The organism is Curtobacterium flaccumfaciens, assembly GCF_051548005.1.
GTDB lineage: Bacteria > Actinomycetota > Actinomycetes > Actinomycetales > Microbacteriaceae > Curtobacterium.
This window is the reverse complement of the sequence record NZ_JBPUGH010000091.1, coordinates 1-13720: the sequence shown is the minus strand read 5'-3', so window position 1 is coordinate 13720 and position 13720 is coordinate 1. Positions and strand designations below refer to the sequence as shown.

Here is a 13720-nt window from a genome sequence, read left to right as displayed (position 1 = left end):
CGGCGATGAGGGAGAGCTGCGACGACGGGTCGAGACGCTTGGTCTCCGGACGGGTGAGCTGGTCGGTGACGAATCGGCGCGCCTGGCCGGCGAACTCGACGGGGAGCTCGAGCTCGGCGTAGCGCGGGTCCTCGATGCGGGTGATGCCGGACTTCCCGGCCAGCAGCGCCTCCCACGTCTCCGGGGCGGTCGCGGCGAGGGGCGAGATCGCACCGATCCCGGTGACGACGACGGTCTTGTTGGTCATGGAACGACGTGTTCTTTCGTGAGGACGTCCGGCCGCGTGTGGCGGTGCCGGACGGAGCCGGTTCGGTCCGACGAGCGTCGGGCCGGGGCGGACCGACGAACGCCGGCCCGGGTCGGACCGATGCGTGTCGGCCCGGAGGTGGACGAGGTGAGCGCCGCGGCCCGCGGCTGGTCCGCCGGGGCCGCGGCGCTCAGGAAGCTCGCGTCAGGCCTGCGCCTTGACGATGTAGTCGACGGCGTCGCCCACGGTCTTGAGGTTCTTGACCTCTTCGTCCGGGATCTTCACGTCGAACTTCTCCTCGGCGTTCACGACGATGGTCATCATCGAGATCGAGTCGATGTCGAGGTCGTCGGTGAACGACTTGTCGGCAGCGACGGTGTCGGTCGCGATGCCGGTCTCGTCGTTGATCAGCTCGGCCAGGCCGGCGAGGACTTCTTCGTTGGACAGGGCCATGGGGATTCTCCTTGAGGGGGTGTCGTTTGACCGTGGACCAGCCTAGGGCACACGCGGTGCGGGTGCCCGGAGGCTGGCGGAGTGGGCTCGCACCGGAGCGCGGCCCGGAGTTCTAGGGGAGGACGACGACCTGCGCGCCGAACACGAGACCGGCACCGAAGCCGATCTGCAGCGCCAGGCCGCCGGACAGCTCGGGGTGTTCCTCGAGCAGCCGGTGGGTCGCGAGCGGGATGCTCGCGGCGGACGTGTTGCCGGTGGTCGTGATGTCGCGCGCGATGGCCACCGTGTCGGGCAGGCCGAGCTGCTTCGCGAACTCGTCGATGATGCGGATGTTCGCCTGGTGCGGCACGAACGCGGCGAGGTCCTCGGGGCGGACGCCCGCGGCCTCGATCGCCTCGCGGGCGACCTTCACCATCTCCCAGACGGCCCAGCGGAACACGGTCTGCCCCGCCTGCCGCATCGTCGGCCGCGGCGCACCCGCTGCCCACTCGTTGTAGGTCGCGGTCATGCCGATCGCGTCCCACTTCGAGCCGTCGGAACCCCAGATCGTCGGCGCGATGCCGGGGAAGTCGCTCGGACCGACCACGGCCGCTCCGGCGCCGTCGCCGAGGAGGAACGAGATCGAGCGGTCGGTCGGGTCGACGACGTCGCTGAGCTTCTCGGCACCGATGACCAGGACGTGGTCGGCGAGGCCGGACTTGATGAACGAGTCGGCCTGCGCGATGCCGTAGGCGTACCCGGCGCACGCGGCACTGACGTCGTAGGCCGCCGCCGGTGTCGCACCGATCCGCTCGGCGAGCAGCGACGCCATCGACGGGGTCGCGACCGTGTGCGTCACGGTGCTCACCAGGACGACACCGATCTGCGACGGCTCGATGCCGGCCTTCGCGATGGCCTCACGCGCGGCGGCCTCGGCGAGGTCGACCGCCTCGGTTTCGGCACCGGCGCGCTTGCGCGTGACGATGCCGGTGCGCTGCCGGATCCACTCGTCGGACGAGTCGATCGGGCCGACCAGGTCGTCGTTCGGCACGACGTTCTCGCCGCGGGCCGCGCCGTAGGCGAGGATGCGGGTGAACTCGTGGCCGCGACGCTGCTGGAGCATCGGCCGGGAGGCGCGGGTCCGGTCCGTCCCGCCGGTCCGGCTGGTGCTGTCGGCCGGGCTGGTGCTGTCGGCCGGGGTGGTGCTGTCGGTCGGGTTGGTGCTGTCGGTCGCGTCCGTCACGCGGTCGCCTCTGCTTCCGTCTTCGCGGCCTGCAGCAGCTCGATGGCAGCGGGCAGGTCGTCTGGGGTCTTGATCGCCACGGTCGGGGTGCCGCGGAGGCCGCGCTTGGCGAGGCCGACCAGCGCACCGGCCGGGGCCAGTTCGATGATGCCCGTGACGCCGGCGGCGGAGAACGACTCCATCACGGCGTCCCAGTGCACGGGGTTCGCGATCTGCTGCACCATCAGGTCGACGAAGCGTCGGCCGTCGTCGACGCGGGAGCCGTCGGCGTTGGTCCAGATCGGGAGCGTCGGGTCCTGCACCGCGGCGGCCGCGGCCACCGGGGCGACGCGCTCGACCGCGGGGGCCATGTACCGGGTGTGGAACGCACCGGCGACGGCGAGCGGCACGACCCGGGCCTTCGACGGCGGGTTCGCGGCGAGGTCGGCGATCGCGTCGGCAGCCCCGGCGACGACGGTCTGGCCGCCGCCGTTGTGGTTCGCGGGCACGAGGCCGCGTGCGTCGAGCGCTGCGGCGACCTCGTCGGCGTCGCCACCGAGGACCGCAGCCATCGAGGTCGGCTCGAGCGCTGCGGCGTCGGCCATCGCGCGACCGCGTTCGGCGACGAGCGTCAGGGCGTCGGTCGGCTCGATGATGCCGGCGACGGCAGCGGCGGTGAACTCGCCCACCGAGTGCCCGGCCACACCGCCGACGAGGTCGCGGCGCCCGTCCGCGAGCAGTGCGTCGGCGGTGATCAGCCCGGCCGCCACGATGAGCGGCTGCGCGAGCGCGGTGTCCTTGATCGTCTCGGCGTCGGAGACGGTGCCGTGTGCGACGAGGTCGACGCCGACGGCGTCCGACCAGGCTCCGACACGGTCACGGACGGCGGGGTCCTCGAGCCAGGGGGCGAGGAAGCCTGGGGTCTGGGAGCCCTGTCCGGGCGCGACGACGACGATCACCGGACAATCCTGCCGGGCGTGGCACGCGGGGTCCGTGTGGGCTTCCCACACGAATCCCCGCGCGACATTGTGCGAAGTCCTACAACGCGCGGTGCTTCCCGGGCGCGGCTCCTGCTGGAGGGTGCCGCGGAGGTCACCGGCGCTGCGGCAGACGACGTCGGCCCGACGCCGACTCGGACATCGCGCCGAGGATGAGCGCCGACTGGACGATCAGGGCGTCCCGGGCGTGCGTGGCGTCCCAGCCGATGATGTCCGCGACCCGACGCAGGCGGTAGCGCACGGTGTTCGGGTGCACGAAGAGCTCACGGGCGGTGGCTTCGAGCGAGCGGCCGGTGTCGAGGTAGCACCACAGCGTCTGCAGGAGCTCGGTCGACTGGTCCTTCAGGGGCACGTAGATGCGCTGCACGAGTGCCGAACGCGCGAGCGGGTCACCGGCGAGGGCACGCTCGGGCAGCAGGTCGTCGGCGAGTGCGGGACGCGGTGCCCCGCGCCACGCACGTGCCACGGCGAACCCGGCCAGTGCGGCCTTGGCGCTCGTCGAGGCGTCGACCACACCCGGCACCTCGTTGCCGAGCACGAGGTGGCCTTCGCCGAACGACGGCTCGAGGGCCTGCGCGATCGCGGTGAAGGACACGGGGTCCTCGCCCTCGGGGACGTCGTCGCGCGGGGTGGCCCTGCCGATGACGACGACCAGCCGGGACCCCTGCACGCCGATGAGCACGTCGGCGTCCATGTGACGGGCCTTCCGACGGATCTGGTCGACCTCGAGCTGTTTCGGGGCGGTCCCGACGAGCACCGCGACCTCGCCGTGACCGTGCCAGCCGAGCGCCGCGATGCGGGAGGGGAGCTCGTCGTCGTACTCACCGGAGAGGATCGAGTCGACGACCAGCGCCTCGAGTCGCGCGTCCCAGAGCCCGCGTGCCTCGGCCGCACGGGCGTAGACGTCGGCTGCCGCGAAGGCGATGTCCCGCGAGTACTTGAGGATCGCCTCCTGCAGCATCTCGTCGTCCTTGGCACGTTCCTCGACCACGGTGACGACCACGCGGATGAGCTGCAGTGTCTGCTGCAGGCTCACCGAGCGGAGGAGTTCGCGCGGCGCCGAGCCGAAGACGTCGGCCGCGGCGATCCACGGGGTCGAGGCAGTGCCCTCGAGCCAGCTGATGAACGACGTGATGCCGGCCTGCGCGACGAGGCCCACGGCCGAACGACGGCCGGGCGGCATCTCGCTGTACCAGGGGAGCGTGTCCTCGAGCCGCTTGATCGTCGCGGTCGAGAGTTCGCCCGACACCTGCCGGAGCCAGGAGAGCGCGCGTTCGCGGTCGCTCTGCTGGCTCATGGCAGGGTCGGTGCGGGGCGTCGTCAACTCAGCTCTCGCCGCCCGCGCTGCCGGTGGTGCCGGCGGTGACGTCGTGCAGGCGGTACTTGTCGATCGCCTGCTGCACGAGGGCGTGGTCGACCTTGCCCTGCTTCGCCAGCTGCTGCAGCGTCCGTACGACGACCGAGGGGCCGTCGATGTGGAAGTAGCGGCGAGCCGCCGGGCGGGTGTCCGAGAAGCCGAAGCCGTCGGCGCCGAGCGTGGCGTAGTCGGTCGGGACGAACGGGCGGATCTGCTCCTGCACGGCGTGCATGAAGTCGCTGACCGCCACGACCGGGCCCTCGGTGCCGAGCAGGCGCTCGGTGACGTACGGCGTCCGCGGGGCCTCGTTCGGGTTGAGGAACGCGTGCTGCTCCGCAGCGAGACCGTCGCGGTACAGCTCACCCCAGCTCGTGACGCTCCAGACGTCGGCCGACACGCCCCAGTCCTCCGCGAGGAGCTGCTGCGCCTCGAGGATCCACGGCACGGCGACACCCGACGCGAGCAGCTGGGCCTTCGGGCCGTCCTGCTCGCTCGGCTTGAGCAGGTACATGCCCTTGACGATGCCCTCGGCGTCGACGCCCTCCGGCTCGGCCGGCTGCACGAGCGGCTCGTTGTAGACCGTGAGGTAGTACATGACGTTCGGGTCGGCGTGCTTCGGCGAGCCGTCCTCGTTCGTGCCGTACATGCGCTCGAGTCCGGCCTTGACGATGTGGCCGATCTCGTACCCGTACGCGGGGTCGTAGGACACCACGGCCGGGTTCGTGGTCGCGAGGAGCAGCGAGTGGCCGTCGGCGTGCTGCAGGCCCTCGCCCGTCAGGGTCGTCCGACCGGCGGTCGCGCCGATCATGAACCCGCGGGTCATCTGGTCACCCGCGGCCCAGATGGCGTCGCCGGTGCGCTGGAACCCGAACATCGAGTAGAAGACGTAGACCGGGATGAGCGGCTCGCCCTGCGTCGAGTACGAGGTGCCGACCGCGGTGAACGCCGCGAGGGCACCCGCCTCGTTGATGCCGACGTGGATGATCTGACCCTGCGGGCTCTCCTTGTAGGCCAGGAGGAGCTCGCGGTCGACCGAGGTGTAGTGCTGGCCGTTCGGGTTGTAGATCTTCGCGGTCGGGAAGTACGCGTCCATGCCGAACGTGCGTGCCTCGTCCGGGATGATCGGGACCACGCGGTCGCCGAAGTCGGGCGAGCGCAGCAGGTCCTTCAGCAGGCGGGCGAACGCCATCGTCGTGGCGACCTCCTGCTTGCCGGAGCCCTTCTTGACGACCTGGTACTTGGAGTCGTCGGGCAGCGTGACCTGCGTGTACTTCGTCCGGCGCTCCGGCACGTAGCCGCCGAGCTCGCGGCGACGCTCGTGCATGTACTGGATCGCCTCGTCGTCGTTCCCCGGGTGGTAGTACGGCGGCGTGTAGGGGTTCTCCTCGAGCTGCGCGTCCGAGATCGGGATGCGCATCTCGTCGCGGAACTGCTTGAGGTTGTCGAGCGTGAGCTTCTTCATCTGGTGGGTCGCGTTGCGGCCCTCGAAGCTCGGGCCGAGGCCGTAGCCCTTGACCGTCTTCGCGAGGATGACGGTCGGCTGGCCCTTGTGCTCGGTCGCGGCCTTGAACGCGGCGTAGACCTTGCGGTAGTCGTGGCCGCCGCGCTTGAGGTTCCAGATCTGGTCGTCGGTGTAGTCCTTGACCAACTCGAGCGCCTTCGGGTCGCGCCCGAAGAAGTTCTCGCGGACGTAGGCGCCGTTCTCGGCCTTGTACGTCTGGTAGTCGCCGTCGGGCGTGGCGTTCATGAGGTTGAGCAGCGCGCCCTCGGTGTCGCGGGCGAGCAGGTCGTCCCACTCACGGCCCCAGACGACCTTGATGACGTTCCAGCCGGCACCGCGGAAGAACGCCTCGAGCTCCTGGATGATCTTGCCGTTGCCGCGCACCGGACCGTCGAGACGCTGCAGGTTGCAGTTGATCACGAAGTTCAGGTTGTCGAGGCCGTCGTTCGCGGCGACCTGCAGCTGCCCGCGCGACTCGACCTCGTCCATCTCGCCGTCACCGAGGAACGCCCAGACCTGCTGGTCGGAGGCGTCCTTGATGCCGCGGTTGGAGAGGTACTTGGCCTGCTGCGCCTGGTAGATCGCGTTGATCGGACCGATCCCCATCGACACGGTCGGGAACTGCCAGAAGTGCGGCATGAGGCGCGGGTGCGGGTAGGACGACAGCCCGCCGCCGGCGTGGGAGTGCTCCTGCCGGAAGCCGTCGAGCTGGTCCTCGCTGAGGCGGCCCTCCATGTAGGCACGGGCGTACATGCCGGGGGAGGCGTGGCCCTGGAAGAAGACCTGGTCGCCGCCGGACGGGTGGTCCTGCGCGCGGAAGAAGTGGTTGTAGCCGACCTCGTACATCGCGGCGCTCGACGCGTACGTCGAGATGTGGCCGCCGACGGCGATGCCCGGACGCTGGGCACGGTGCACCGTGATCGCGGCGTTCCAGCGGATCCACCGGCGGTAGCGGCGCTCGAGCTCCTCGTCGCCGGGGAACTCGGGCTCGTTCTCCGGAGCGATGGTGTTGACGTAGTCCGTCGTGGGGACCATCGGCACACCGAGGTGCAGTTCCTTGGACCGCTTGAGCAGGCTGAGCATGATCTCGCGGCCGCGCTGGTGGCCGTGGGTCTGCACCAGGCCGTCGAGGGACTCACGCCACTCGGCGGTCTCCTCCGGGTCCTGGTCGTTGCTGCCGGCGCTGTACGGGTCCTGGTCGTTCACCGTCACCCTTGACCTCGTTCGTTCTCGTGGTGGTGGACATGGTGGGTTCCGGCGGTCGGGTCGGACCTGAGGGAAACCCCCACCACTCTAGGCCCCACCACCGACCGCCAGCCTGATGGTGACGTGCACGTGGACAGGCGCTTGCATTCGGGTGACGTCGGCGTACGATTGCCGATCGTGCACGCGTGACCCGCGCCTGCACACGAGGACGGGCACACACCACGCCCGGGGAAGAAGCACACGCACCGATGGCACTGGAGATCGGCTCACTCGCGCCGGACTTCGAGCTCCCGAACCAGTTCGGCGAGCACGTCCGGCTCAGCGACTTCCGTGGCACCCGCCCCGTCGCCCTCGTCTTCTTCCCGCTCGCGTTCTCGTCGGGCTGCACCAACGAGCTGTGCGTCCTGCAGGACAACATCGCGATGTTCCAGGACCAGCGCGTCGAGCTCATCGGCATCTCCGTCGACTCGAAGGCCACGCTCCGCTCGTTCGCCGAGGCCAACGGCTACGACTTCGAACTCCTCGCGGACTTCTGGCCGCACGGCGCGGTCTCGAAGGAGTACGGCGTGTTCCTCGACAAGAAGGGCTTCGCCACGCGGGCGACCTTCGTGATCGACGTGCAAGGACGCATCAAGGCCTCGATCATCACCGAGCCGGGCCTGCAGCGCGACGTCGCGGAGTACCGCGCCGCCCTCGACCGCCTCGCCGCCTGCGCGGCACCCGTCCCGGTCGGGTAGCGTTCCGAATCCCTCCGGAGGACGCTGCTGCGTCCGGACCGACTGGAGGCACGGTGCGGCTCATCGACGGACGACCGGTCGACGGCGCGGTCGACTCACGGAACGGCGCCTACGCGCCGTACCCCCTGCGTGACGAACCCGCCCGCTGGTCGCTCGTCCGCGTGATCGTCCCCACACCGGTCGGCCCCGTGGTGGTGCACCACCGGCCCGGGCCGGACCCCGTCCTGCTCCTGCACGGCGTCGCGGGTTCGTGGACGACGTGGACGCCCGTGCTCGACGCCGCGGACGGTCTCCGTGGCCGCGGTGTGGTGCTGCTCGACCTGCCCGGCTGGGGTGCGTCTCCTGCCCCCTCCGAGCCGCTCGGGATCGACGACGCGGCCGCCGTCGTGTCCGCGGTCCTCGACGCCCTCGACACCGGGCCCGTCCGGGTGGTCGGACACTCGATGGGCGCGTTCATCGGACTGCACCTCGCGGTCGTGGCGCCGGAGCGGGTGCGTTCGCTCGTCCTCGTGTCGCCGACCACCGCCGCCACGGTCCGTGCCGCTCGACACCCGTGGCGAGCGCTCCGGACGCTGCCCGCGTACACGCTGCTCCGTGCCGGGCTCCTGGTGACCGGGCGTGCCGCGGTGCCGCTGCTCCGTGCACTCGCGGCGGTCGGCATGCTGCGACTGCTCGCGGCGCCGGTGTTCACGCACGTGCGCCGGCTCGACCGCAGTGTGCTCGACGCCTTCGTCCGGGAGCTCCGGCCGGGCGGGTTCACGGCCGCAGCACGGTCCGCTGCGGTCTACGACACCGAGCGTTGGCGGGGCATCGCGTGCCCGGTCGTCGCCGTCCTCGGGCGCGGCGACGTCTTCGCACGCCCCGCGGACCTCGACGAGTTGCGCGTGCTGGTGCCGGACGCCCGCACGGAGCTGCTCGACGACTGCGGGCACTTCGCCCACGTCGAGCACCCCGACGCGGTCGCCGCCCTCCTCGTCCCCTGACCCGGGCGCCGGTCTGCGTGGACGAGTGACACCGTCGTCGAGGTCCGACCACGGCCACATCGTCACGTCACGTCACTTCCGCACCGCGTCGTGCCGATGCTAGCGCCTGCAACGAACGACGGGGCCGCCGTCGTGCGACGACGGCCGTGTCGTCACCGCGCGCGTGCAACTCTTGCGTTCGCAACGAACGACGGCGCCGCTGTCGTGCGACGACGGCGCCGTCGTTCGACAGCGGCGCGAGCAGGCCGGACGGGGCCGTCAGACGCGGGCGGGGAACGTCGCGGCCACGCGTGCCCGGACCTCGGCACGGACGGCAGCGCGCATGGCCGGCGAGAACAGCGCGTGGTCGCCCTCGGGCACGCGCACGACGTCCACCTGGCCCGACCACCGCTTCACCGCACGACGGCCGCCGAGCCGGTCGAACAGCTCGGCGTCCTCGGGCGCCACGACGAGCACGACGTCGGTGCCGTGCTGCACGAGCGGACGGACGTGCCCGACGACCCCGCCGACGCGGTCGCGCCGGTCGAGGAGGGCACGGATCCGCTCCGGGACGAACCGGTTGTACCGCTCTCGGAGCCACGCCCGTCGCGGCGACGGGGCGTCGACCGCACGGACGTGGTCCGCGTAGCTGCCCGGTGTCGCGGGTGTCCGCCGGTAGTCGTTCGGGCTGATCTCCACGACGAGCCGTGGGGCCTCCTCGACCGCACGACCGGCGAGCCAGGCGCCGGCGCACATCCCGACGAGGGCGAGTCGCTGCGGCGGGACGTCGAGTGCGTCCACCACGGCCGACTGGTCGTCGATCCACTCCTGGGCGAACATGAAGTCCCGTTCGTCCGGGCGCACGACCGAGCTCTCGCCGGTGCCGCGTCGGTCGATCCGGAGCACCCGGGCACCGTCGCGCGCGAGGTCCCGGGCGAGTGCGACCTGGTAGTCGGTGGCGCCGACGCGGTGTTCGGCCGAACCGTTGTGCAGCAGCACCGTCGGCGCGTCGTGGTCCTGCGCCGACGAGACCGTCTCGATGCCGAACAGTGCCTCGGGGCCGATCCGCACCATGCGCTCGGAGACCCGACCGTCGACGTCGAGGACCTCCTGCACGGCGGGCTCCCGCACGGGTACCCGGTCCGTCGGCGCCCAGGTGTCGAGCCAGGACGCGACGGCGTCCACCGCCGCGTCCGGGATCCGGGCGTGCATGCTCGTGCGGTCGAGGAGCTCGGCGCTCCCGGTGACCTCGACGCGCTCGACCGGGCCGAGCGCGCGCGGGGCGGGAGCGCCGGGGCGGACGAACGCCACCGTCGGCGCGGCCCGCGGGGCGTAGACGAGCGCGCCGAGCACGTCGGCCTCCGCTGCGTCCATGTCGATGCCGACGAGCGTCTCGTACCCGTCGACCACCCGGTCGGGGCCGATCGTCATGGTCGCGAGCGCCCGCTGTCCGCGGAGCCACGCACGCCCCGACGCCGGCGGGTCCCACACGACGAGCGCGTCGTTGTCCGCGGCAGCCCCTGCGGCGATCAACGCTGCCGAGGCGAGTCCGACGAAGGCGATCCGTCCGACACCCGTGCTGCGCAGCAGCGCGGCCGCGTGTCCGGCGGACCGCACCTGCGCGTGCGGGTCGGTGTCGGGTGCGGCGTCCCCACGTCCGGACGGGTCGTAGCGCACCGAGGCCACGCCACGTGCCTCCAGGCGGTCCGCCAGCAGGCGGAGGGTGCGGTACGCGATCACGCCCTCCTGTCCGAGCGGCGGGACGATCACCACCCCGGCCCGCGCGGCGGGCGGCAGCTGCACGGCCACGCGGACGGCGGGGGAGCCGGACCAACCGTGCAGGGTGCTCACAGTGCCAGCGCCGAGCGGACGGCAGTCGGCCACTCGTCGGGGTCGGTGCCGTGCGCGGCGAAGAGCGCGATGGTGATGCGCTCCAGGCCGAACGCGATGCACGCGCTGTGGGCGACCTCGCCGTCCGCGCTGCGGATGCCGAACGCGGTGCCGAAGTGGTCCTCGTGCAGGTTCGCGGAGCTGATCGCGGTCGCGTCGTGGTCCAGGCCGTAGACCTGGGTCACGAACTCGAACTTCAGCGCCTGCTCCACCTGGTTGCGGGCGAGCATCTGTCCGACACGTCCGAAGAACGGGTCGTTCGCAGGCACGACGTCGATGTCGAGGCCGAAGGACTCGAGCAGCGCCCGCATGACCGGGATGCGGTCGTCACGGTGCGCCTTCGCGGACGCGGGCGTCCCGATGTGGACGAACTCGTGCATGTGGAACGCCTGGAGTCGCATGGGGTCGAGCGACGGCTCGCGGCGGAAGGAGTCGCCGAGGATGTCGAACGACCGGCCGCCCTCGGGCACCGAGTCGCCGACCAGGCCGTAGACGGGGTGGCAGACGGCGGGCGTCAGCATGAGGTCCGCGGGTTCGAGGAAGCCCTCCCAGCGCTCCCCGCGCTCGCGGGCGGCGAGGAGCGCCCGGTGGGTACGGTCGTCCCCGGTGAACCCGGAGATGGACGCCGCGAGGTCCGGGAACGACGCGATGTAGTCGGTCCGCTCGAAGGACGCCAGCGGCTCGACCGGCGGGAAGCGCAGGACCTCGGCGTCGAGGTCGGCCTGGCTCCGGACGGCGGCGGCGTCGACGGCGGAGTACACGCGCTCGAACACCCCGGTGCGGCCGTAGAGACCGGGGGAGCCGAGGTCGAGGAGCACGCCGTCGGCGAGCAGGCGGCCGCGGAGGTCGGCGCGTGCAGCACCGAGGGCGTCGGCGCTGTCCACGGCGGACGCGGCGGCGTCGACGGCGGTGTCGTGGTCGAGGTGGATGGTCACAGGAGTGCTCCCGTCATGAGCGCCATGCCGGCGTCGTTGTGGAGGAGACGGTCGTTGCTCACCATGACGGCGGCACCGTGGGCGTCTCGGAGGTGTCGGGCGATGCTGGCGGGACCGCTCGAGGCGTACCCGGCGATCCCGACGATGCGCAGGGACCGGGTGACGAGGTCGGTGACGCGTTCGGACGCACCGATCTTGAGGGCGTTCGCGGACAGCGCGTACGCGGTGGAGTCGAGGACGTCGGTGTCCTCGGCCACGACGTCGAACCGTTCCGCGGCGTGCCGGACGGTGTCGGCGAGCGACTGCAGCTCGACGAGCAGTTCGGCGAGCCGGAGCGCACCGGGCGGAGTGGAGCCGACCGCGGCGCGGGCCTGCTTCCGCACGGCCGTGCGGGCACGGTCGGCGGCGTCGGCGGCGATGCCGAGCCACACCGATGCCCAGAGCACGTGCGACACCGGGAGCACCGTGCGGGCGCTGACCGCGGCGTAGTCGTCCCGGAGGACGTGGTCGGCCGTGGTCTCCGCGTCGAGCACCCAGCCGTTGCTGCACGTGCCGCGGAGCCCGAGGGTGTCCCAGGTCGAGGTCTGCGTGAGCGTGGTGTGCTCGGGCAGGCAGACGACGACGCGCTGGTCGGAGGCCGCTGCGTCGAGGTCCCGGCGGGCGGTGACGAGGATCGCGTCCGCCTCCGTCGCGTACGAGATGACCGGGGCGTCCTTGCGGAGCCGGATGCGCCCGTCGGCGTCGGGCTCGAGCGCACAGGTGCTCCGCCGGGCGTCGCCGCCGATGCCGCGCTCGGTCGTGGACGAGGCGAGCAGGGCACCCTCGCGCACCCGTGCGACGAGGTCGGTCACGCCGGCACCGTCGCCGCCGTGCCGCCAGAGCGCCATCGCCTGTCCCTGGTGCATCGCGAACACCATCGCGGTCGCGGCGCAGGCCCGACCGAGCTCGGTCGCGATGACGGACAGTTCGGACACCGTGGCTCCCTCGCCGCCGAGGTCTGCCGGGACGGCCGCGGCGAGGAGACCGTGCTCCCGCATGGCGGCGATCGCCTCGCGCGGCGGCCGGGCGTCCCGGTCCACCTCGTCGGCGAACAGCCGCGCGACGTCGGCGACGAGCGTGGTGCGGGCCGCGAACCGCCCGCACGGATCGGTGCCGGCGACGGTGGCCCCCTCGACGGGAGCGGCCGGAGCCGGCGTGGCGACGTGTTCGGCGATCGGGGTCACCGCGCGGCGGGCGCGACGACCGGAACCGCTGCGTCCGGCTGCGGGGACCACCGGTACCGGCGCGGTCGCCGGAGCCGCGTCGATCACGGTCACGAGGCGAGCCCGGCGGCGTGCACGATCGACTCGACCGTCGCGAACGTCGACCGGTTGAGCACGGCGTCCGGGAACTCCACGTCGAGCTCGTTCTCGACCGCGAGCATCACGTTGACGGTGGCGTGCGAGGTCAGGCCGAGTGCGTAGAGGTCCGCGATGGAGGCCACGTCCCACGCGTCGACGGTGAGGCGTCCGTGGTCGGCGAGGGCGCGGCGGACGGCCTGTTCGGTGCTGGGGTCGGCGAGCGCGACGGCGGTCGCGCGGGTCTGCTGGTCCTGGTCCATGCGGCAACCGTAATGAGGATGGCTCCCCGGAAAGCCGCTGTCCGGGTGCGCGAAACCGCACGACGCCCCACGGCACCTGAGCCGACGTACAGCCGCGGCGCGGCCGGACGCGGGCAGCGAGCCCGGTCAGCGCCCGGCACGCGGCGTCATCGCTCGGTGCGGGGCGTCAGCGCTCGGACAGCGCCACGGCCGTGGCGACGGCGAGGCCCCGTTCGTGTGACAGCGAGATCGCGATCGGGCCGCACCCGATCGCCTCGGCGAGTGCCGCCGCCGCACCGGCGAGTTCCACGCTCGGTGCGCCGTGCTCGTCGAGGACGACGGCGACGTCGGCGAGGGGCACGGGGTCGGTACGGGTCGGGCGGAGGAGCTTGACGACCGCCTCCTTCGCGGCGAACCGGGCGGCGAGACGCTCGGGATCGTCGCCGGTGTCGACGCGCTCCTGCACCGTGAACACCCGGGCGAGGTAGCGCTCGCCGTGGCTCGTGATGCCGCGGATGACGTCCTCGACGTCGGCCAGGTCGGTCCCCGTCCGGATCACGGTCATGGCGTCAGGCTACGCCCGGGCCGGGCCGGGCCGGGCCGCCCTGCGCTGGCGTGCCGCCAGGCGCTTTCACGCGCCGCACGGCCTGGCGC

The 13720-nt window shown here is 72.2% G+C and carries 13 protein-coding genes; 2 read left to right on the top strand and 11 right to left on the bottom strand.

The window, feature by feature from the left end:
* The 6 genes from ACSW7Y_RS11390 to aceE form a co-directional block, all read right to left on the bottom strand.
* The coding region (locus ACSW7Y_RS11390) for a beta-ketoacyl synthase N-terminal-like domain-containing protein (protein ID WP_438126395.1) at positions 1 to 247 on the bottom strand (247 nt) is incomplete at its 3' end.
* 204 nt (positions 248 to 451) lie between these two features.
* Positions 452 to 700: an acyl carrier protein gene (locus ACSW7Y_RS11385; protein ID WP_022903951.1), complete on the bottom strand. Its 249-nt coding sequence runs from the start codon at positions 698 to 700 to the stop codon at positions 452 to 454.
* 112 nt (positions 701 to 812) lie between these two features.
* Positions 813 to 1802: a beta-ketoacyl-ACP synthase III gene (locus ACSW7Y_RS11380; RefSeq protein ID WP_438126396.1), complete on the bottom strand. Its 990-nt coding sequence runs from the start codon at positions 1800 to 1802 to the stop codon at positions 813 to 815.
* A gap of 116 nt (positions 1803 to 1918) precedes the next feature.
* Positions 1919 to 2860 (bottom strand): ACP S-malonyltransferase, encoded by a 942-nt coding sequence (locus ACSW7Y_RS11375; protein WP_438126394.1) that lies wholly within the window; start codon positions 2858 to 2860, stop codon positions 1919 to 1921.
* A gap of 133 nt (positions 2861 to 2993) precedes the next feature.
* Complete coding sequence (locus ACSW7Y_RS11370) at positions 2994 to 4196, bottom strand: PucR family transcriptional regulator (RefSeq protein ID WP_438126393.1); 1203 nt, start codon at positions 4194 to 4196, stop codon at positions 2994 to 2996.
* Between the two features lie 28 nt (positions 4197 to 4224).
* Positions 4225 to 6969 (bottom strand): pyruvate dehydrogenase (acetyl-transferring), homodimeric type, encoded by a 2745-nt coding sequence (gene aceE, locus ACSW7Y_RS11365; protein WP_438126392.1) that lies wholly within the window; start codon positions 6967 to 6969, stop codon positions 4225 to 4227.
* A 242-nt stretch (positions 6970 to 7211) separates the two neighbouring features.
* On the opposite strand from aceE, the gene ACSW7Y_RS11360 reads away from it, so the two are divergent.
* Positions 7212 to 7700 carry a peroxiredoxin gene (locus ACSW7Y_RS11360; protein ID WP_438126391.1) on the top strand — a complete coding sequence of 163 codons (489 nt, stop codon included), beginning with the start codon at positions 7212 to 7214 and terminating at the stop codon, positions 7698 to 7700.
* 53 nt (positions 7701 to 7753) lie between these two features.
* Positions 7754 to 8683, top strand: coding sequence for an alpha/beta fold hydrolase (locus ACSW7Y_RS11355; RefSeq protein ID WP_438126390.1), 930 nt, complete (start codon positions 7754 to 7756; stop codon positions 8681 to 8683).
* Positions 8684 to 8941: 258 nt separating this feature from the next.
* Here the strand turns inward: ACSW7Y_RS11355 and ACSW7Y_RS11350 are convergent, their stop codons facing one another.
* The 5 genes from ACSW7Y_RS11350 to ACSW7Y_RS11330 all read right to left on the bottom strand — a co-directional run bounded on the left by ACSW7Y_RS11350 (position 8942) and on the right by ACSW7Y_RS11330 (position 13631).
* Positions 8942 to 10513: an alpha/beta hydrolase gene (locus ACSW7Y_RS11350; RefSeq protein WP_438126389.1), complete on the bottom strand. Its 1572-nt coding sequence runs from the start codon at positions 10511 to 10513 to the stop codon at positions 8942 to 8944.
* Complete coding sequence (locus ACSW7Y_RS11345) at positions 10510 to 11487, bottom strand: amino acid--[acyl-carrier-protein] ligase (protein WP_438126388.1); 978 nt, start codon at positions 11485 to 11487, stop codon at positions 10510 to 10512. Before ACSW7Y_RS11345 ends, ACSW7Y_RS11350 begins: the two co-directional genes overlap by 4 nt.
* The gene (locus tag ACSW7Y_RS11340; protein ID WP_438126387.1) at positions 11484 to 12803 is read right to left on the bottom strand and encodes an acyl-CoA dehydrogenase family protein; all 1320 of its coding nucleotides are present in this window, start codon (positions 12801 to 12803) and stop codon (positions 11484 to 11486) included. The genes ACSW7Y_RS11345 and ACSW7Y_RS11340 overlap by 4 nt, the downstream gene beginning before the upstream one ends.
* Positions 12800 to 13087 (bottom strand): acyl carrier protein, encoded by a 288-nt coding sequence (locus ACSW7Y_RS11335; protein ID WP_438126386.1) that lies wholly within the window; start codon positions 13085 to 13087, stop codon positions 12800 to 12802. Before ACSW7Y_RS11335 ends, ACSW7Y_RS11340 begins: the two co-directional genes overlap by 4 nt.
* Positions 13088 to 13253: 166 nt before the next feature.
* Positions 13254 to 13631 (bottom strand): holo-ACP synthase, encoded by a 378-nt coding sequence (locus ACSW7Y_RS11330; protein ID WP_438126385.1) that lies wholly within the window; start codon positions 13629 to 13631, stop codon positions 13254 to 13256.
* Positions 13632 to 13720 lie beyond the last annotated feature (89 nt).

Coding starts and splice junctions, on each gene's coding strand:
- ACSW7Y_RS11360 (WP_438126391.1), top strand. CDS start 7,212: ATGGCACTGGAGATCGGCTCACTCGCGCCGGACTTCGAGCTCCCGAAC.
- ACSW7Y_RS11335 (WP_438126386.1), bottom strand. CDS start 13,087: ATGGACCAGGACCAGCAGACCCGCGCGACCGCCGTCGCGCTCGCCGAC.
- ACSW7Y_RS11380 (WP_438126396.1), bottom strand. CDS start 1,802: ATGCTCCAGCAGCGTCGCGGCCACGAGTTCACCCGCATCCTCGCCTAC.
- ACSW7Y_RS11385 (WP_022903951.1), bottom strand. CDS start 700: ATGGCCCTGTCCAACGAAGAAGTCCTCGCCGGCCTGGCCGAGCTGATC.
- ACSW7Y_RS11330 (WP_438126385.1), bottom strand. CDS start 13,631: ATGACCGTGATCCGGACGGGGACCGACCTGGCCGACGTCGAGGACGTC.
- ACSW7Y_RS11370 (WP_438126393.1), bottom strand. CDS start 4,196: ATGAGCCAGCAGAGCGACCGCGAACGCGCGCTCTCCTGGCTCCGGCAG.